Source organism: Xanthomonas sp. NCPPB 1062 (assembly GCF_041481705.2).
GTDB lineage: Bacteria > Pseudomonadota > Gammaproteobacteria > Xanthomonadales > Xanthomonadaceae > Xanthomonas > Xanthomonas euvesicatoria.
Map to the genome: position 1 here is coordinate 2,107,961 of NZ_CM192987.1, position 17,457 is coordinate 2,125,417.

Annotated in this window: 18 protein-coding genes; 10 read left to right on the top strand and 8 right to left on the bottom strand. The window is 66.0% G+C overall.

What is annotated here, in order from left to right:
• Positions 1-26 precede the first annotated feature (26 nt).
• Positions 27-1,499, bottom strand: a complete 1,473-nt coding sequence (locus ACCQ16_RS09390; protein ID WP_057680757.1) for an amino acid permease — start codon at positions 1,497-1,499, stop codon at positions 27-29.
• Positions 1,500-1,642: 143 nt separating this feature from the next.
• On the opposite strand from ACCQ16_RS09390, the gene ACCQ16_RS09395 reads away from it, so the two are divergent.
• The gene (locus ACCQ16_RS09395) at positions 1,643-2,233 is read left to right on the top strand and encodes an NUDIX hydrolase (RefSeq protein ID WP_057680756.1); all 591 of its coding nucleotides are present in this window, start codon (positions 1,643-1,645) and stop codon (positions 2,231-2,233) included.
• Between the two features lie 149 nt (positions 2,234-2,382).
• On the opposite strand, the gene serA is transcribed toward ACCQ16_RS09395, so the two are convergent.
• The gene (gene serA / locus ACCQ16_RS09400; protein WP_218499475.1) at positions 2,383-3,624 is read right to left on the bottom strand and encodes a phosphoglycerate dehydrogenase; all 1,242 of its coding nucleotides are present in this window, start codon (positions 3,622-3,624) and stop codon (positions 2,383-2,385) included.
• A gap of 208 nt (positions 3,625-3,832) precedes the next feature.
• Between serA and ACCQ16_RS09405 the strand changes: the two genes are divergently transcribed.
• Genes ACCQ16_RS09405 through ACCQ16_RS09415 form a run of 3 tightly spaced genes read left to right on the top strand, consistent with a single transcriptional unit; the run spans position 3,833 to position 7,441 of the window.
• Positions 3,833-5,251, top strand: coding sequence for a D-2-hydroxyglutarate dehydrogenase (locus ACCQ16_RS09405; RefSeq protein ID WP_277573138.1), 1,419 nt, complete (start codon positions 3,833-3,835; stop codon positions 5,249-5,251).
• Between the two features lie 34 nt (positions 5,252-5,285).
• On the top strand, positions 5,286-5,585 hold the full coding sequence (locus ACCQ16_RS09410) for a DUF2388 domain-containing protein (protein WP_008571460.1): 300 nt from the start codon (positions 5,286-5,288) through the stop codon (positions 5,583-5,585).
• Complete coding sequence (locus tag ACCQ16_RS09415) at positions 5,582-7,441, top strand: DUF7844 domain-containing protein (RefSeq protein ID WP_277573137.1); 1,860 nt, start codon at positions 5,582-5,584, stop codon at positions 7,439-7,441. Before ACCQ16_RS09410 ends, ACCQ16_RS09415 begins: the two co-directional genes overlap by 4 nt.
• A 220-nt stretch (positions 7,442-7,661) precedes the next feature.
• Here ACCQ16_RS09415 and ACCQ16_RS09420 read toward each other — a convergent pair whose 3' ends face one another.
• The 6 genes from ACCQ16_RS09420 to ACCQ16_RS09445 all read right to left on the bottom strand — a co-directional run bounded on the left by ACCQ16_RS09420 (position 7,662) and on the right by ACCQ16_RS09445 (position 11,809).
• On the bottom strand, positions 7,662-8,048 hold the full coding sequence (locus tag ACCQ16_RS09420) for a hypothetical protein (RefSeq protein WP_218505844.1): 387 nt from the start codon (positions 8,046-8,048) through the stop codon (positions 7,662-7,664).
• Entirely contained in the window at positions 8,048-8,614 is a 567-nt protein-coding gene (gene yeiP, locus ACCQ16_RS09425; RefSeq protein ID WP_008571463.1) for an elongation factor P-like protein YeiP, read from the bottom strand. The genes ACCQ16_RS09420 and yeiP overlap by 1 nt, the downstream gene beginning before the upstream one ends.
• A gap of 100 nt (positions 8,615-8,714) precedes the next feature.
• Positions 8,715-9,485, bottom strand: a complete 771-nt coding sequence (locus ACCQ16_RS09430; RefSeq protein ID WP_277573136.1) for an SDR family NAD(P)-dependent oxidoreductase — start codon at positions 9,483-9,485, stop codon at positions 8,715-8,717.
• 137 nt (positions 9,486-9,622) lie between these two features.
• Entirely contained in the window at positions 9,623-10,519 is an 897-nt protein-coding gene (locus tag ACCQ16_RS09435; RefSeq protein WP_008571466.1) for a hydroxymethylglutaryl-CoA lyase, read from the bottom strand.
• 106 nt (positions 10,520-10,625) lie between these two features.
• Positions 10,626-11,015 carry a VOC family protein gene (locus ACCQ16_RS09440; protein WP_008571467.1) on the bottom strand — a complete coding sequence of 130 codons (390 nt, stop codon included), beginning with the start codon at positions 11,013-11,015 and terminating at the stop codon, positions 10,626-10,628.
• The gene (locus ACCQ16_RS09445) at positions 11,012-11,809 is read right to left on the bottom strand and encodes an enoyl-CoA hydratase-related protein (protein WP_014090058.1); all 798 of its coding nucleotides are present in this window, start codon (positions 11,807-11,809) and stop codon (positions 11,012-11,014) included. The genes ACCQ16_RS09440 and ACCQ16_RS09445 overlap by 4 nt, the downstream gene beginning before the upstream one ends.
• 114 nt (positions 11,810-11,923) lie before the next feature.
• On the opposite strand from ACCQ16_RS09445, the gene ACCQ16_RS09450 reads away from it, so the two are divergent.
• The 6 genes from ACCQ16_RS09450 to ACCQ16_RS09475 all read left to right on the top strand — a co-directional run bounded on the left by ACCQ16_RS09450 (position 11,924) and on the right by ACCQ16_RS09475 (position 16,989).
• Complete coding sequence (locus ACCQ16_RS09450) at positions 11,924-12,172, top strand: FeoA family protein (protein WP_003486267.1); 249 nt, start codon at positions 11,924-11,926, stop codon at positions 12,170-12,172.
• The gene (gene feoB / locus ACCQ16_RS09455; RefSeq protein ID WP_184422834.1) at positions 12,169-14,028 is read left to right on the top strand and encodes a ferrous iron transporter B; all 1,860 of its coding nucleotides are present in this window, start codon (positions 12,169-12,171) and stop codon (positions 14,026-14,028) included. The genes ACCQ16_RS09450 and feoB overlap by 4 nt, the downstream gene beginning before the upstream one ends.
• Position 14,029: 1 nt before the next feature.
• Positions 14,030-14,284: a DUF6587 family protein gene (locus tag ACCQ16_RS09460; RefSeq protein ID WP_008571471.1), complete on the top strand. Its 255-nt coding sequence runs from the start codon at positions 14,030-14,032 to the stop codon at positions 14,282-14,284.
• A 60-nt stretch (positions 14,285-14,344) separates the two neighbouring features.
• Entirely contained in the window at positions 14,345-14,845 is a 501-nt protein-coding gene (locus tag ACCQ16_RS09465; protein ID WP_008571472.1) for a hypothetical protein, read from the top strand.
• Between the two features lie 225 nt (positions 14,846-15,070).
• Entirely contained in the window at positions 15,071-16,273 is a 1,203-nt protein-coding gene (locus ACCQ16_RS09470) for an aminotransferase-like domain-containing protein (protein ID WP_029819289.1), read from the top strand.
• On the top strand, positions 16,270-16,989 hold the full coding sequence (locus tag ACCQ16_RS09475; protein ID WP_029819290.1) for an MOSC domain-containing protein: 720 nt from the start codon (positions 16,270-16,272) through the stop codon (positions 16,987-16,989). The genes ACCQ16_RS09470 and ACCQ16_RS09475 overlap by 4 nt, the downstream gene beginning before the upstream one ends.
• Positions 16,990-17,457 lie beyond the last annotated feature (468 nt).

The window sequence follows — 17,457 nt, forward strand, 5'->3', positions numbered from 1 at the left end:
CGTCGCGCGCCGGTCTTGAGAGAAACTTAGGCCCGTTTCGCGAGGCGACTGTGGTGGATGCCGTAGCCGAAGTAGATCGCCAGGCCAATCACGGTCCAGCCCACGAACACCTTCCAGTGTTCCTGGAAGGCCTGGAAGAACAGGAACAGACAGGCCAACGCGCCCAGGGGGCAGATCACCATCGCCAGCGGCACCCGGAACGGGCGCGGCAGGTCGGGCTTGGTGAAGCGCAGCACCAGCACGCCGGCGCAGACCGTGGCGAAGGCGAGCAGGGTACCCATCGAGACGAGTTCGCCCAGCACGTTCAACGGGATCACCCCGGCCAGCAGCGCGGCGACCACGCCCACGAACAGCGTGCCGACGTAAGGCGTGCGGAATTTCGGGTGCACCTTGCCGAACAGCTTGGGCATCAGCCCATCCTTGGCCATGGTGTAGAAGATGCGCGGCTGCGCCATCAGCATCACCAGCACCACCGACGACAAGCCGGCAATGGCACCGATTTCCACCGCGGTCTTGAGCCAGGTCAGTTGCGGGTGGGCTTCCAGCGCGGTGGCCACCGGCTTGGCGGTGCCGAGCTGGGTATAGGGCAGCAGGCCGGTCAGCACCGCGCAGACGATGATGTAGATGACGGTGCAGATGGCCAACGACACCAGGATGCCGATCGGCATGTTCTTCTGCGGATCCTTGGTTTCGCCGGCCGAGGTGGAAACCGCGTCGAAGCCGATGTAGGAGAAGAACACGATGGACGCGGCGCGAAACACCCCGTCCCAGCCGAACTGGCCAGGGCCGGTGTTTTCCGGGATGAAGGGGTGCCAGTTCGCCGGGTCGATATAGGAAATGCCAAAGCCCACGAACAGGCAGATCACCACGACCTTGATCGCCACCACGATCGCGTTGGCGAACGCCGACTGGGTGACGCCGACGTAGCACAGGATGCTCACCGCCGCGACGATCAGCACGGCCGGCAGGTTGACCAGATTCCCGGAGCTGACAAAGCCGTGGCCGTCCCAGGCCAGCGGCGCACCCGCCAACTCTGCGGGGAACGGCAACCCCAGGGTGCCGGTGATGAAGCTGATCAGGTAGGCAGACCAGCCGACGGCAACGCTGGACCCGGCGAACAGGTATTCCAGCACCAGACACCAGCCGATGAACCAGGCGATGCCTTCGCCGAGCGTGGCGTATGAATACGAATAGGCGCTGCCGGAGACCGGCATCATCGCGGCGAATTCGGCGTAGCACAGGCCGGCGAAGGCGCAGGCGATACCGGCGAACACGAACGACAGCATCACCGCCGGGCCGGCGTGATTGGCCGCGGCCTGGCCGGTCAGCACGAAGATGCCGGCGCCGATCACCGCGCCGATACCGAGCATGATCAGGTGCTTGGCTGTGAGGGTCCGTTGCAGCGTCGCTTCGCCTTGCAGGCTGCCTTCGACCGGTTCGCCTGCATCGACGTGGCCAGCGGGCTCGATCGGTTTGACCCTCAACAGAGACTTCAGCATTCGGTACATCCCTAAGTGGCAAAGCTTGAAGGCGCGGGCGCCCGGACGAATTGGTGCGCCGCATCCCGGTGGGACAGGCAAGCGGCCTACCTTGCCAAAGCTACACGCTCACGACAAGCGCGTACGCAGCATGAATGGCGATAATGGCCGCCTGGCCCGCACCGGGCGACCGAGAACGACAGATGGTGGATGCAACCCTGCAGCAGCAATTGGCGGCGTACCGCCTGCGTTGGCCGGAGGAGGCCGCGCTGGCCGAGCAGTTCGTGCAATTGCTGGACGATGCCACCGATCCGTTCGTGCGCGAGCGTGTCGAAGGTCATTTCACTGGCTCGGCGTGGGTGGTCAGCGCCGACGGCACACGCACCTTGCTGACCCATCACCGCAAGCTGCAGCGTTGGCTGCAGCTGGGCGGGCACGCCGATGGCGACCGCGATCTGGCGCAGGTGGCATTACGTGAAGCGGAGGAGGAATCCGGACTCGTCGGCTTGCGGCTGGCCGACGGAGAGTTGTTCGACCTGGACCGTCACTGGATTCCGGCGCGCGGCGACGTGGCCGGGCATTGGCACTTCGATGCGCGCTACGTGGTGCTGGCCGGTGCGGACGAGGCGTTCAAGGTCAGCGAAGAATCGCTGGCGCTGGCCTGGCGCCCGATCGCCGAGCTGCTTGCCGATCCCGAGCTCGATCCATCGCTGCGGCGGATGGCGGAAAAGTGGCTGGCGAGCCGGGCGTGGTGATTCAGGATTCGGGATTGGCAGAAGCGGTGGGCCGGCGCCGATCCACCTAGCGGGCCATGTCTGCTTCCCACAGCGTGGTTGGACCGATGAACCCACCGGTTGCGGCGAACCGCTGTTACCAATCCCGAATCCCGATTCCCAAATCCCGCTCAATACAGGACCCGCGTCCGCAAGGTGCCGGTGATCTGTCCCAGCTCGTCCTTCAGCACGCCGGCAAGCTCCTCGCTGGCGCTGACATCGATGACCACATAGCCCACCTTGGGGTCGGTGCGCAGGAACTGGCCGTCGATGTTGACGTTATGGCGCGAGAACAATTCGTTGATCTGCGACAGCACGCCCGGCACGTTGCGATGGATGTGCAACAACCGCAGGCTTTCAGCGTGCTCGGGCAGGGTGACCTCCGGAAAGTTCACTGCCGACAAGGTGCTGCCATTGTCGCTATAGCGCACCAGTTTGGCGGCGACCTCGATCCCGATGTTGTCCTGCGCCTCCAGCGTGCTGCCGCCCACGTGCGGGGTCAGGATCACATTGTCGTGCGCGGTGAGCGGCGATTCGAACGCATCGCCATTGCCCTTGGGCTCGATTGGAAAGACATCCACCGCCGCGCCGCCGATGTGGCCGGAGGTGAGCGCCGCATCCAGCGCGTCGATGTCGATGACGGTGCCACGCGAGGCGTTGATGAGATGCGCCCCGGGTTTCATGCGGGCGATTTCCGGCGCGCCGATCATGTCCTTGGTCGACGGGGTTTCCGGCACGTGCAAGGTGACCACGTCCGAGCGCGCCAGCAGCTCGTCCAGGTCGACGGCCGCGCGTGCGTTGCCCAACGACAACTTGGTTTCGATATCGTGGAAGATCACCTGCATGCCCAACGCTTCGGCCAGCACGCCGACCTGGGTGCCGATATGCCCGTAGCCGACGATGCCCAGCACCTTGCCGCGCGTTTCGTGGCTGCCGGCAGCCGATTTCGACCAGCCGCCGCGATGGCATTGCGCGTTCTTCTGCGGAATGCCACGCAGCAACAGGATCGCTTCGGCGATGACCAGTTCGGCCACGCTGCGGGTATTGGAGTAGGGCGCGTTGAACACCGGGATGCCGGCCAGCTCGGCCGCGTCCAGGTCCACCTGGTTGGTACCGATGCAGAAGCAGCCGACTGCGATCAGGCGCTTGGCATGCGCCAGCACCTCGGCGCTCAGCTGCGTGCGCGAGCGGATACCGACGATATGCGCGTCGGCGATGCGGGCGATCAACTCGTCTTCCGGCAGCGATTTGGCGTGCAGTTCGATCTGCGAGTAGCCGGCGGCGCGGAACACGTCCACGGCGGTCGGGCTGATGCCTTCCAGCAACAGCACGCGGATGTCCTGCTTGGGAAACGAGGTTTTCTTCGGCGACATGGGGGAACGCAATGCAGCAATCGGGCCGGCAACTATGCCAGATGGGGTGCGCGATTGGGTGGACGCGATGTGGTGTTCGCACCGGCGAAGCCCTTGCGGCGCAACGGTTTCAGCTGAATCCAACGCTGCGTCGGCCGTGAGTGCGCCGGCTGGACGAGGCAGGCCGGCGCTGGCACGCTGTGCGGTTCCTACCGCAGCGCCGCGTGCCATGACCGATCCCCGCCTCCTTTCGTTGCAACAGGCCGTGCCTGCGTTGCGTGTGAAGACCGACCCGGCCGACCTGGAGCATTACGGGCGCGACTGGACACGCCGCTGGACGCCGAACCCACTCGCGATCGCCTTGCCGGGCTCGGTGGAGGAAGTGCAGGCGGTCGTGCGTTGGGCAAATGCGCAAGGCGTGGCGGTGGTGCCGTCGGGCGGGCGCACGGGCTTGTCCGGCGGCGCAGTGGCGGCCAACGGCGAATTGGTGTTGAGCCTGGAGCGTTTGAACAAACCGCTGGATTTCAACGCAGTGGATCGCACGCTCACCGTGCAGGCCGGCATGCCGCTGGAAGCGGTGCACAACGCCGCGCGCGAGCATGGGCTGGTGTACCCCGTAGATTTTGCGGCGCGCGGTTCGTGTTCGATCGGCGGCAATATCGCCACCAATGCCGGCGGCATCCGGGTGATCCGCTACGGCAATACGCGCGAATGGGTGGCCGGGTTGAAGGTGGTCACCGGTGGCGGCGAGTTGCTGGAACTCAACAACGCGCTGGTGAAAAATTCCAGCGGCTACGACTTCCGCCATCTGATGATCGGCTCCGAAGGCACGCTCGGCATCGTGGTCGAAGCCACGCTGCGGCTGACCGACCCGCCGCCGCCCAGTAACGTGATGTTGCTGGCGTTGCCCTCGTTCGAAGTGCTGATGCAGGTGTTCGCCGCGTTCCGTGCGCAGCTGCGCCTGGAGGCGTTCGAATTTTTCACCTATCGCGCGCTGGAACATGTGCTTGCGCATGGCGCGCAGGCGCCGTTCGCTGAGGTTCACCCGTATTACGTGGTCACCGAATTCGCCGCAGGCCACGAGGCGCAGGAGGCGGCTGCGATGGCGGCCTTCGAGACCTGCATGGAGCAGGGCTGGGTCAGCGATGGCGTGATCAGCCAGAGCGATGCACAGGCCGCGCAACTGTGGCGCCTGCGCGAGGGCATCACCGAAGCGCTGGCGCGCTACACGCCGTACAAGAACGACGTGTCGGTGCGCATCTCGGCGATGCCGGCATTCCTGGCCGAAACCCAGGCGTTGCTGCACGATGCGTATCCGCATTTCGATGTGGTGTGGTTCGGCCATATCGGCGATGGCAACCTGCACATCAACGTGCTCAAGCCCGATGGCACCAGCCAGGCCGATTTCGTTGCGGCCTGCGATCAGGTCACCAAGTTGCTGGCGCAGGCCCTGCAGCGTTTCGACGGCAGCATTTCCGCCGAACACGGCATCGGCCTGGTCAAGAAGGCCTATCTGTGGAGCACGCGCTCTGCCGAGGAAATCGCCTTGATGCGCGGCATCAAACATGTGCTCGATCCTCATCTTTTGCTGAATCCCGGCAAGCTGTTCGAGATGCATGACGCACCTGCCAACACGCCTGCCGGTTAGTCTTCCCGCACCTTCACACGGAATCGATCAGCCCATGATGCGCTCCCTCGTGTTCTGCGCTTTGACGCTGCTGCCGCTGGCAGCGTTCGCATCCAGCCTGGCCGGTACTTCGGCAGGTGCCTCGTCGGCTGGCTCGTCCAATTCGTCCGGCAGCAGCTCCGGCGACGACAAGGTGGTGGCCGACGCCCGGGAAGATGCGGCCGGTTTTGTTGCCAGCGACGGCGTCATCCGCGGTGCGCGTCTGGAAGCGGCGTTGCTGCAGTTGCGCAGCCGTAGCGACGCGGCGCGGCTGGCCAGCGACCTGGAGCTGGCGCAGTCCATCCTGGCCCGGTGAGTCTGCGCCGGCGGTGCGGCTGGCTGCTGCTGGCCGCCTTGGTCGCACCGCAGGCGCAGGCCGAATTGTTGGTCGAGGTGGTTCGCTCGGACTTGCCTGCGGCGGAGATCGAAGCAAGCAACGCGCTGGTGCAGTCGGTCGCACGGCGATTGCCGCAGGGCTGGACGCAGCGGATGACCGCCCCGATCCAGCTGCAATGGCGCACCGATCTGCCGGCGCAGGTACACGGCCGTGCAATCGGCAATCGCATCCTGCTCGATCGCGCGCTGCTGCAGGCGTGGAGCGCGCAATCCGACGACGCACGTTCCGAACAAAACGCAACTGCCACGCGCGCGGCGATGGCAGCGCTCATACACGAACTGGCGCATGTGTTCGATCGCGGCGCACGCAGCGCGTGGTCGCGCGATCGGCGCCTGCGCGACCTTGCCGGCTGGCAGGTGCGGCCGTGGCGGGTGGGGCGCAGCGACAATCGGTTCAGCGACCGCAGCCCAGACGAATACGAACGCCGCAGCCCGGCCGAGTTCGTTGCGGTCAATCTCGAGCATTACGTGCTGGACGCCGACTACGCCTGCCGGCGCCCTGCGCTGGCGGCCTGGTTTGCGCAACGCATCGGTCCGCCGCAGGGTGTCACGCCCTGCGGGGCCGCGCTGCCGTACCTGCAGGCCGATAACGACGCCGGTGCGATGTCGTTGCTGACGCTGGATCCGGCACGCGTGTATGCGGTGGACTATCTGCTTGCCGAGGGTAACGAGCAGCCGATGAGCCGCTGGGGCCATAGCATGTTGCGCCTGGTGATCTGCGCACCCGGCCGTGCGCCGGGCCCCGCATGCCGGTTGGATCTGCAATACCACCGCGTGCTGTCGTTCCGCGCGTTCGTGGGCGATGTGCAGATTTCCAGCTGGCGCGGGCTCACGGGTTCGTACCCGTCGCGGCTGTTCGTGCTGCCGTTGAACCAGGTCGTGGACGAATACACCAAGGTGGAATTGCGCGCCCTGTCGTCGGTGCCGCTGGCCCTGACGCCCGACGAGGTCGCGGCCCTGCTCGAGCGCGCCGCGCAGGTGCATTGGAGTTACGACGGGCGCTATTACTTCATCGGCAACAACTGCGCGGTGGAAACCTACAAGTTGCTGCATGACGGGGTGCCGCGTCTGGCTGCAGCGAACTTGTCCTCGATCACGCCGCGCGGTCTGCGGCAACGATTGCAGCGTGCCGGCATCGCCGATCTGCAGGTGCTGGACGACCCTGCACAAGCCATCCGCCAGGGCTATTACTTCGAATCGGCGGCAGCGCATTACCAGGCCATGTTCGACGTCCTTCGGCATGGCATCGCAGTGCCGCAAACAACCGTCGCGCAGTGGCTGGAGGCCGCGCCCGAGGTGCGGGCGCAATGGTTCGATCGCGGTGGTCTGCGCGAAACTGCAGCGGCATTGTTGCTGGAGCAGGCGGCCCTGCGTCGAGAGGAATTGCTGGCGCGCGATGCGCTCAAGCGCCTGTTGCAACCGGGCATGGGCGCGCGCGACGCGGTGCAGGGACAGCTGCAAGCGCTGTTCGCGCGCCAGGCGCAACTCAGTCATCCGGCGGTGCTGTTGGGCAGCGCGGGGTATGGCTTGCCACAAGCGGACGAGCAGCAACAGCTGAGCGCGCGCGTGGCGCAGGAAAGCGCGGTGTTGGTCGATGGCTGGAAACAGCTGCAGCTGGCTGGACGCAAGCAATTGCCAGCCAACGTGCGCAATGGACTGCAGCAGGGCGAAGCGAATGTGGAGCGTTTGCGCGCGCGCCTGCGCGTGCTTGCGCGCGGTGATGCCGCCGCCGACAAAGCGCACTCGGAGGTGCGCATCCCTATGCAGGTGCAATAGCACGCGTGCCGGCCCCTCTCCCGCTGGGAGAGGGTTGGGGTGAGGGCAGGGGCAGCCCGGATTCTCCGAATTGCCTCGCCCTCATCGAGCGGGCGGCGCGCCACCCTCTCTTGGCGAGAACGGAACGGCTGCAGTCTTCAGCCGTGAGTTGTGGCGACGCTGCCACTAGCAGGAGTAATCCACCTCACTGGCACGCAGCTGTCAGATCAGCCGATGCATCTCAGCCGGCCGGTTGCAGATCCGCTTGCTTGGAATACTGGCGCAGCCATTGGCTGACATGCGCATCCTTGCGGTACTGCCGCATCAACTTGGCCAGGCGTTCCGGTGCCGGCGTGCAGAACTGTGCCACGGCGACTTCGATTTCGTGCCGGCGGTCGGCGTCATACGGCTCTTCGCCGGCGAAGTGCTCGCAGGTGTCGTAGTCGTCGACCAGTTTGCGCACATCCTCCGGCATGCCGCACAGGCCTGCCGGATGCTGCAGCCATTCGTCTTCCACCTTGGGATCGGTGCAGGCCACCGGCGCAGGCGTTGCGGCCTGCGTCGGTGTTTGTTGCACGCTGCAGGCCGCCAGCACACCCACGGCCACGACAACAGCAACGCGACGCATCAGTCGGCGCGACCGGCAAATTCGCCCGTGGTGGTGTTGACCAGCACGCGTTCGCCATTGGTGATGTACTCGGGCACCATGATTTCCATGCCGGTGTTGAGCTTGGCCGGCTTGGGCCGCTTGGTGGCGGTGCCGCCCTTCAATTCCGGCGGAGTCTCCACCACTTCCAGCGTCACCGTCTGCGGCAGTTGTACGGCCACCGGCTGGTCGTCGATCACTTGCACGTAGATGCCGGTCAGACCATCGGTGATGTAGCCGGCGTCGGTGCCGATCACGTCCGCATCCAGCGTGTACGGGGTGAAGTCTTCGTCGTCCATGAACACGAACGCTTCGCCATCCTTGTACGAGAACGTGGACTGCCGGCGCAGCAGCTCCACTTCCGGCAGGTTGTCGTCGGCATCGAAGCTGGCGTCGGTTTTCACCCCGCCCGGCACGCTGTACATGATGAAACGAAAGCGCACATTGCCGCCGCGGCCCTGCGGCGAGCTGCGTTCGATGTCGCGGATCTGGTAAATGCCGCCGTTGTATTCGACGACGTTGCCTTTCTTGATGTCGTTGGCTTTCATGGGAATCGGGAGTAGGGAATGGGAAATCGAAAAAGCCGGGGCCGGGGTGCTGAGAGCAGGGCGCCGTTACGATTCCCCATTCCCGATTCCCCAATCCCCGCTACTTGGGTGCCAACCGCACGCCGCCGTCCAGGCGAATCACTTCGCCGTTGAGGTAGCGGTTGCGCAGGATGAAGGCGACGGTGTCGGCGTATTCGTCGGGCTGGCCCAGACGCGAGGGGAACGGGATGGAGGCGGCCAGCGATTGCTGCACGGCCTCGGGCATGCCGTCGACCATCGGGGTCCAGAACACGCCCGGCGCGATCGTCATCACGCGGATACCGAAGCGCGCCAGTTCGCGTGCCATCGGCAAGGTCATGCCGACCACGCCGCCTTTGCTTGCCGCATACGCTGCCTGGCCGATCTGGCCCTCGAATGCCGCCACCGAGGCGGTATTGACGATCACGCCGCGCTCGCCGTCATCGCCGGCGGTGTTGTGTTGCATGACATCGGCAGCGGCCTTGGCCACGTTGAAGCTGCCGACCAGATTCACCAGCACGGTGTTGCGGAAGGTGGCCAACGGCATCGGCGCTTCCTTGCCCAGCACGCGACCGGCGCCCAGGATGCCGGCGCAATTCACCACCAGGTTGAGCCCGCCCAGCGCCTGTGCAGCCTGCGCCACATTGGCGGCCAGCTGCGCTTCGTCGGTGACATCGGTGGCGAAGTAATGCGCGTTGCCGGCACCGAGCAGCGCCAGCGCCGACTCGGCCTTGTCGGCGTTGACATCGAACAACGCGACCTTGCCGCCGTCGGCCACCAGACGCTGTGCGACCGCCAGGCCGAGGCCGGAAACGCCGCCGGTGACGATGGCAAGAACAGAAGAGGGCTGCATGCGGTGGTTCCCTAAAATAGCGTTGGTGGCCGGTGTTGGCGGCAAACGAACGATCGGCGGAGCGGTCTGCAATTCTAGCCCAAGCCCCTGCGTGATCGCGGTGGTCGGTGATGCACGATTGCGCGGGCAGGAAAACCTCAGCCGGCGGCAGCCAACGCCTTGCCGACCTTGCTGCCGGTGTCGCGACCGAGCAGCTGCGCCAGCCAGCGGCCGGTGCGGGCCAGGGCAGGCAGGTCGATGCCGGTGGGCATGCCCAGCCCCTGCAACAGGTACACCACGTCTTCGCTGGCGACGTTGCCGCTGGCGCCCCTGGCATACGGGCAGCCGCCCGCACCGGACACGGCCGCATCGATCACGCGTACGCCTTGCTCCAGGCATGCGGCGATATTGGCCAGCGCCTGCCCATAGGTATCGTGGAAATGCACCGCCAACGCCTGCATCGGCACCGCCTGCGCCACCGCGGCCAGCATCTGACGCGCCTTGACCGGCGTGCCTACGCCAATGGTGTCGCCCAGCGAGATTTCATAGCAGCCGAGTGCGTGCAGACGTTGCGCCACATCGACCACATCGGCCACCGGCACTTCGCCCTGGTACGGGCAGCCCAGCACGGTGGAGACGTAGCCGCGCACGCGCACACCATCGAGCGCGGCCTGCTGCAGGATCGGCCGAAAGCGTTCGATCGATTCGTCGATGCCGGCGTTGGTATTGGTGCGATTGAACGCCTCCGACGCCGCGGTGAAGACCGCCACTTCCTGCGCCCCGGCCGCGCGTGCGCGTTCGTAGCCCTGCAGGTTGGGCACCAGCACCGGATATGCGATGCCCGGCACCTGCGCGATGCCGGCAAACACCTCGGCGGCGTCGGCCAGCTGCGGTACCCAGCGCGGGCTGACGAAGCTGGTTGCTTCAATCGTGCGCAGCCCGGTGGCCGAGAGTTGATCGATCAACGCGATCTTGTCGGCAGTGGCGATCGGCTGCGCTTCGTTTTGCAGGCCATCGCGTGGGCCAACTTCGACAATGCGGACGAAGTCGCTCATGCGCTCACATCGCGGCGCGCATGACGTCGTGCAGGCATCGCCGCAACTGCGTGCGTGGTGGCGGCCGAATGCGTGGACAAGGAAACCAGGGACATCGGAAAGAGACTCATGCGGGGAGGTGGCAGACCGCTTCGCAATTGTGGCCATCGGGATCGAGCACGAAGGCGCTGTAATAGTGTGGGTGGTAATGCGGGCGCAGCCCGGGCGCGCCGTGATCGCGGCCACCGGCGGCCAGCGCAGCACGATGAAACGCATCCACGCTGTGGCGGTCGCTCGCCGTCAGCGCGACATGGGTGGTGCCCGGCGCCTGCGCGTGGGAGCCCAGCCAGAGAAACGGGCGCTCGGTGCCGAAGCCGGCATGCGCGCGGCCGCCGGTTTGCGCGGCCGTCAGTTCCACCAGCAGCGTGATGCCCAGGGGCGCCAGCGCGGCCCGGTAGAACGCGGTGCTGGTTTGCAGGTCGCTGCAGGCCAGGCCGATATGGTCGATCGCGCTCACGCCATGCTCTCCGGCATCCACGCGGCGCTGCGCTTGTCCAGAAACGCACCCAGGCCTTCCTGGCCTTCGGGCGACACGCGCAGACGGGCAATCAAGGCCGCATTGGCGGCATCGATGGCATCGCGGTCGGCAGTTGGCAGCACCGAGCGCACCAGCGCCTTGGCGCTGCTGGTGGCCAGCGGCGCCGCTGCCAGCAACAGGCGAACCTGGCGTTCCACTGCGATATCCAGCTGGTCGGCGGCCACCAGCTGGTGCAGCAGACCCAGCAACTGCGCGGTGCCGGCATCGAAGATCTCGGCGGTTGCGAACCAGCGCCGCGCCTGGCGCGCGCCGATCGCTGCAACCACATAGGGCGAAATGACCGCCGGCAGCAGGCCGAGCTTGCTTTCGGTCAGGCCGAAGCGCGCCTCGGTACAACCGATGGCGATATCGCAACACGCCACCAGGCCGACACCGCCGCCGAAAGCAGCGCCGTTGACGCGCGCGATGGTGGGCTTGGGCAGTTCATCCAGGGTGCGCATCAGCTGCGCCAGCGCCAGTGCGTCGGCGGCGTTCTCGGCTTCGCTGGCGCTGACCATGCCGCGCATCCAGTTCAGGTCTGCGCCGGCCGAAAAGGCCGCGCCATCACCGGTCAGCACGACGACGCGGACCTGCGACGCCCGGCCCGCCTCGCGTAATGCATCGGTCAACGCCGCGATCAGCGTCGCATCGAAGGCGTTATGTACTGCGGGCCGATGCAATCGCAAGGTGCGGACCGCTCCGTGGTCTTCGACGATCAAGCCGGTGTCCTGCATTGCGTACGTCCATGAATGGGATGCGAACCATGATAGCGGGCCGGGTCGCCGGAGCCATGACGCGGTGCGTCGATGCTAGAATTGAGAACCATTCCTAACAATCAGGCCGTCTTTGTGACGCTGTCCGACATGCCTTTGCATCGCGCCGCCATCGTGGACTCCGTGGAGGATCGTCTCCCCAACGACACGATCGCCCGGCGCTTGCGGGAGTTGGGGTTTGTCGCAGGCGAGGAAGTCACGGTGCTGGCCACCGGGCCGGTCGGCCGCGAACCGTTGTTGGTGCAGGTGGGCTATACGCGTTTTGCCCTGCGGCGCAGCGAGGCTGCGCGCGTGCAGGTGCGCCATGCGGGAGGATCGGCATGAGCGCGGCCACCGTTCCGCTGCGTCTGGCGCTGGTTGGCAACCCCAACAGCGGCAAGACCGCACTGTTCAACCAGCTGACCGGCAGCCGGCAGAAAGTGGCCAATTACACCGGCGTCACCGTCGAGCGTAAGGAAGGCCACTTCCGCGCACCGTCCGGGCGCGACTTTGCGGTGCTGGATCTGCCCGGCGCCTACAGCCTGCAACCGGCGAGCCTGGACGAGGCGATCACCCGCGACCTGTGCCGTGGCTTTTATCCGGGCGAGCCGGCGCCGGACGTGCTGGTCTATGTGATGGATGCGACCAATCTGCGCCTGCATCTGCGCTTTGCGTTGGAACTGCGCGAGCTCGGCCGGCCGATGATCGTGGCGCTGAACATGATGGATGCCGCACAGCGACGCGGCATTGTCATCGACCTGCCGGCGCTGGAGCAGGCGCTCGGCGTGCCGGTGGTCGAAACGGTGGCGGTGCGGCGCGGTGGTGCCAAGGTGCTGGTCGAGCGGCTCGACGCGCAGGCGGCACGCCTGACGGCGCCCGCCGCCAATCCGCCGGCCGACGGTAATTATCACGCGCTGGTGCGGCAGATCCTGGGCGCAGCGGTGACCATGCCCACCCGCACTTCGCGCGTGGACGATGCGCTGGACCGCTGGCTGCTGCATCCGATCTGGGGCCTGGTCACGCTGGCGGTGGTGATGTTCCTGATCTTCCAGGCGGTCTATGCCTGGGCTGCGCCGGTCATGGACCTGATCGACGGCGGCACCGCCGCCTTGGGCGAATGGGTCGGCGCGACGTTGCCGGAAGGTCCGCTCAACAGCTTGCTCAAGGATGGCGTCATCGCCGGGCTGGGCGGGGTGATCGTGTTCCTGCCGCAGATCCTGATCCTGTTCGCCTTCATCCTGGCCTTGGAAGAATCCGGCTACCTGCCGCGTGCGGCGTTTCTGCTCGATCGCATGATGTCGGTGGCCGGTTTGTCGGGGCGCTCGTTCATTCCGCTGTTGTCGAGTTTTGCGTGTGCGGTGCCGGGCATCATGTCCACGCGCAGCATCCAGGACCCGCGCGACCGGCTCGCCACCATCATGGTCGCGCCGCTGATGACGTGTTCGGCGCGGTTGCCGGTGTATGCGTTGTTGATCGGCGCCTTCATTCCGCAGAAGACCGTGTGGGGCATCTTCAACCAGCAGGGACTGGTGCTGTTCGGTCTGTACGCTGCGGCCATCGTCAGTGCGCTGCTGGTCTCGTGGACGATGAAGAAATGGCGGCGCGACAAGAGCGAGCACCCGTTGATGCTGGAGCTGCCGTCCTACCGCGTGCCGCAGGTACGCGACTTGGCGCTGGGGCTGTGGGAGCGCGCTTGGATCTTCCTCAAGCGCGTGGGCGGCATCATCCTGGCGCTGACCATCCTGCTGTGGTTCCTGCTGTCGTTTCCCGAGGCGCCGGCCAATGCCACCTTGCCGGCAATCGACTACAGCTTCGCCGGTCGTATCGGCCACGCAATGGCAGTGTTCTTCGCACCGCTGGGCTTCAACTGGCAGATCTGCATCGCGTTGATTCCCGGCCTGGCCGCACGCGAAGTGGCGGTGGCCTCGCTGGCCACGGTATACGCGTTGTCTGCTGCCGACGACGACGCGGCAGCGCAGGCGTTGTCGCCGTTGATCAGCGACGGGTGGTCGCTGGCCACCGCGTTGTCGCTGCTGGTCTGGTACATCTACGCACCGATGTGCATCTCCACGCTGGCCACGATCAAGCGCGAAACCAACTCGTGGAAGCAGATGACCATCAGCGCGGTGTACCTGTTCGCGCTGGCCTACCTGGCGTCGCTGGTGACCTACCAGCTGGCCGTGTTGCTGGGGGCCGGCTGAGATGACGCTTTCGCTCACGCTGCAATACCTGGTGATCGCCATCGCAGTGCTGGTCAGCCTGTGGGTGGTGATGAAGAAACAGTTTCCCGGTGTGCTGCGTCGCCTGCGTGGCGCGCTTGCGCTTGGGCTGCTGCGCAGCGGGCGGCCGGCATGGGTGCAGGCACTGGGGCGTCGCGTAGCACCGCCTGCCGCCCAAAACGTCTCCGCCTGCGGTGGTTGCGACAGCTGCGGCCCGACACCGCCCCGCAGCCATTGACCCCCGGCGTCTGGTCTACACTTGCGCGGCCGCAGGACGCGGCCAGACGAGGGGGCGGTGATGCGTTTGCTGGTGTTGTTGGCGGTGCTGGCCGCCGTTGCGGGTCTTTATAACTATGGCGGCAACGCGCTCGACGAGAAGCAGGTGCGCGATTTCTATGCCGCGCACGACAAGGCGATGTTGAGCCAGGACGGCGAGGCGCTCTGCGCAATGACCGCGCCGGAATTCGAAATGGTGGTGCTGTACCGCATGGATTCCCATCAGCAGCGGCAGACCGCCAACCGCGAGAAATATTGCAAATCCAACGGCGAATGGGCTCAGGTGCTGCGGCAGATGAGCCACGTGGCCGATCCGGAAGAGCTGATCGACTACAAACAGTCCATCACCAAGATCGATATCGCCGCAGACGAACATTCGGCGATGGTCGAAACGCGTGCCACGCTCGGTCTGCCGGGCGTGCGCATGACCTTTCGCACACGCGACAAGGTGATCCGCAAGCGCTGGAAGACGCTCATCGCCCACAGCGAAGGCACGGCCTGGGTCGGCCCGGCGTATCAATAAGCGCAGCTGACCAAGCGACTGCGCTTGCCCCAGCGGCGCGGTCGTCGCTGGATGCGGCCTGTGCGATGCGGACAGGGCAGTTGCAATGCGCGCTCCACGGTTGGCTGGCGATTGCCGGCGAGGTGCTGCCGGTCTCCCGGTTCCGTGCCGGGCCAGGCGAGCGGCCAGCGCTCCGTCGCTGCACTGCACAGCGCCGCAACCACTGGCGTTCGCTATGCTTGCGCCATGACGACTTCCTTCCAGATCTCCCGACGTGCGCAGGCGCTGACCAGTTCGGCGATTCGCGAAATCCTCAAGGTGACCGAACGGCCGGAGGTCATTTCCTTCGCTGGCGGCCTGCCGTCGCCGGCCACCTTTCCGGTGGAGCGCATGCGCGCTGCCAGCGACCAGGTGCTGCGCGACGCCCCGCAGGCGGCCTTGCAATACGGCCCAACCGAAGGTTACGCGCCGCTGCGCGAATGGGTGGCCGCGCGACTGAGTCGCGATGGCGCCAGTATTCGGCCCAGCCAGGTGCTGATCACCACCGGCTCGCAACAAGGCCTGGACCTGCTCGGCAAGGTCTTCATCGACGAAGGCAGCAAGGTGTTGGTGGAAACGCCGAGCTACCTGGGCGCGCTGCAGGCGTTTTCGTTGTTCCAGCCCGCCTTCGTTGGCATGCCCTCGGACGAGGACGGTGTGGTGGTGGATGCGCTGGATCCGGCGCTGCTGGCCGATGCGCGCTTTCTGTACTGCCTGCCGAATTTTCAGAATCCCACCGGCCGGCGCTTGCCGCTGGCGCGTCGCCAGGCCTTGGTGGCGCGTGCTGCCGAGACAGGCGTGCCGATTGTCGAAGACGACCCGTACGGCGAGCTGTACTACAGCGGGCAGCCGTTGCCGAGTCTGTTGTCGATGAACCCCGAAGGCGTCATCTACATGGGCTCCTTTTCCAAGGTGCTCGCGCCCGGCCTGCGGCTGGGCTACGTGGTGGCGCCCGAAGCGGTGTTGGGCAAGCTGATCCAGGCCAAGCAGGCGGCCGATCTGCATACCCCATCGTTTACCCAGCGCGTGGTGTACCAGACACTGCAGGACGATTTTCTCCAGACCCATATTCCGCAGATCCGTGCGCTGTACGCGCGCCAGTGCAGCCTGATGCTTGAGGCACTGGACCGGCACTTCCCGTCGCAGGTGCAATGGAATCGCCCGGAAGGCGGCATGTTCTTGTGGGTGACCTTGCCGCCGGGGTTGGATGGGACCGCGTTGCTGGCGCGGGCCATCGCACGCAATGTCGCGTTCGTACCCGGCGCGCCGTTCTTCGCCACCTTGCCGCAGACCAATACGCTGCGTCTGTCGTTCGTCACCGTGCCCGGCGAGAAGATCGATGCCGGCATCCAGGTGCTGGGCGAGTTGCTGCGCGAGGCGCTGGCCGAATTGCCAGGGCTGGGTGCGTGACGATGGCGACCGCAGAGCAGGGTGCGCCGATCGCGATCAGGATCGACCACGTCGCCATCGGCAGCGCGCGCGACTTCACTCGACCTGGCAGCCGCAGTGCGATCGACAAACGTCCGCTTCAGGGAGCGGTGCAGGTCGGCCTCGAAGGCCTGGAGGGCGACGAGCAGGGCGACCGGCGCGTGCATGGCGGGCCGGACAAGGCCATCCATCATTATCCGCGCGATCACTACGCCGCCTGGCGCGACGAACTTGGTCCGCACGTGCTGCTGGAGACGGTAGGTGCCTTCGGCGAAAACCTCAGCAGTGTGGGCGTGACCGAAGCCGATGTCTGTCTTGGCGATCGCTTCACCTTGGGCACGGCGGTGGTGGAGGTGTCGCAGTTGCGACAGCCGTGCTGGAAGCTGTCGGACCGTTTTGGTGTGCGCGAGCTGGCGCGCCGTGTACAGGAAACCGGCCGAACCGGTTGGTATTACCGCGTACTGCAGCCGGGCAGCGTCGCGGCCGGCGACCTGCTGACCCTGCAGGCGCGGCCGCATCCGGATTGGCCGCTGTCGCGTCTTCAGCAGGTGCTGTACGCCCGTCAGGTCGATGTTGCAGCTGTCACCGCGGTATTGCAGCTGCCGCTCGTGCCGTCCTGGCGCACGCTTTTCGAACGCCGCCTGCAGCGTAGCGAAGTGGAAAGCTGGAGCAAGCGGCTGGACGGTGTCGGCGATTAGAGCGCGTTATGCACGTTGGGATGGGGTGCGTCGGCCGCCAGCGGCACGGAGCAAATGCGGAGCGGCGCCGGCTTGGCTGGCGCCAACGCAAGCCGCGCGGCGCGCGCTCCGTGCCGCTGGCGGCCAACCCTCGGGGAAGCGCCCTGTGACGCGCCGATGCCGCGTTGCGCGCCTTGCCCAGGAGGCCAGCCTTGGTAAGGCGCACGCCTTCTTAACGCGCCACAGGACGCTTCGCGCTCACCGTAAGGCGCATAAAACGCTCTAAGCGCGGCTGACAAAGCTGCTGCGCAGTGCCAGGCGGATGTGGTCGCTGCGTCCTTGGCTAGTACAGCACCGTTATGCGCTTGCGCCGCGCATTCCAGGCCTGGGTGACGATGGCGCGCTACGTTGCGATAGCCACGCGTAGAGCGGCCGACATCACCGCCTACATGGTTGGGTGCATGCCGGGTGCGGAGTGGGCAAAGTCCG

Excerpts from the sequence above, each read along its gene's own strand:
- ACCQ16_RS09445 (WP_014090058.1), bottom strand. The coding sequence starts at position 11,809 with ATGCAGGACACCGGCTTGATCGTCGAAGACCACGGAGCGGTCCGCACC.
- serA (WP_218499475.1), bottom strand. The coding sequence starts at position 3,624 with ATGTCGCCGAAGAAAACCTCGTTTCCCAAGCAGGACATCCGCGTGCTG.
- ACCQ16_RS09435 (WP_008571466.1), bottom strand. The coding sequence starts at position 10,519 with ATGAGCGACTTCGTCCGCATTGTCGAAGTTGGCCCACGCGATGGCCTG.
- ACCQ16_RS09395 (WP_057680756.1), top strand. The coding sequence starts at position 1,643 with ATGGCCGCCTGGCCCGCACCGGGCGACCGAGAACGACAGATGGTGGAT.
- yeiP (WP_008571463.1), bottom strand. The coding sequence starts at position 8,614 with ATGAAAGCCAACGACATCAAGAAAGGCAACGTCGTCGAATACAACGGC.
- ACCQ16_RS09470 (WP_029819289.1), top strand. The coding sequence starts at position 15,071 with ATGACGACTTCCTTCCAGATCTCCCGACGTGCGCAGGCGCTGACCAGT.
- ACCQ16_RS09390 (WP_057680757.1), bottom strand. The coding sequence starts at position 1,499 with ATGCTGAAGTCTCTGTTGAGGGTCAAACCGATCGAGCCCGCTGGCCAC.
- ACCQ16_RS09420 (WP_218505844.1), bottom strand. The coding sequence starts at position 8,048 with ATGCGTCGCGTTGCTGTTGTCGTGGCCGTGGGTGTGCTGGCGGCCTGC.
- ACCQ16_RS09430 (WP_277573136.1), bottom strand. The coding sequence starts at position 9,485 with ATGCAGCCCTCTTCTGTTCTTGCCATCGTCACCGGCGGCGTTTCCGGC.
- ACCQ16_RS09460 (WP_008571471.1), top strand. The coding sequence starts at position 14,030 with ATGACGCTTTCGCTCACGCTGCAATACCTGGTGATCGCCATCGCAGTG.
- ACCQ16_RS09410 (WP_008571460.1), top strand. The coding sequence starts at position 5,286 with ATGATGCGCTCCCTCGTGTTCTGCGCTTTGACGCTGCTGCCGCTGGCA.
- ACCQ16_RS09405 (WP_277573138.1), top strand. The coding sequence starts at position 3,833 with ATGACCGATCCCCGCCTCCTTTCGTTGCAACAGGCCGTGCCTGCGTTG.
- feoB (WP_184422834.1), top strand. The coding sequence starts at position 12,169 with ATGAGCGCGGCCACCGTTCCGCTGCGTCTGGCGCTGGTTGGCAACCCC.
- ACCQ16_RS09465 (WP_008571472.1), top strand. The coding sequence starts at position 14,345 with ATGCGTTTGCTGGTGTTGTTGGCGGTGCTGGCCGCCGTTGCGGGTCTT.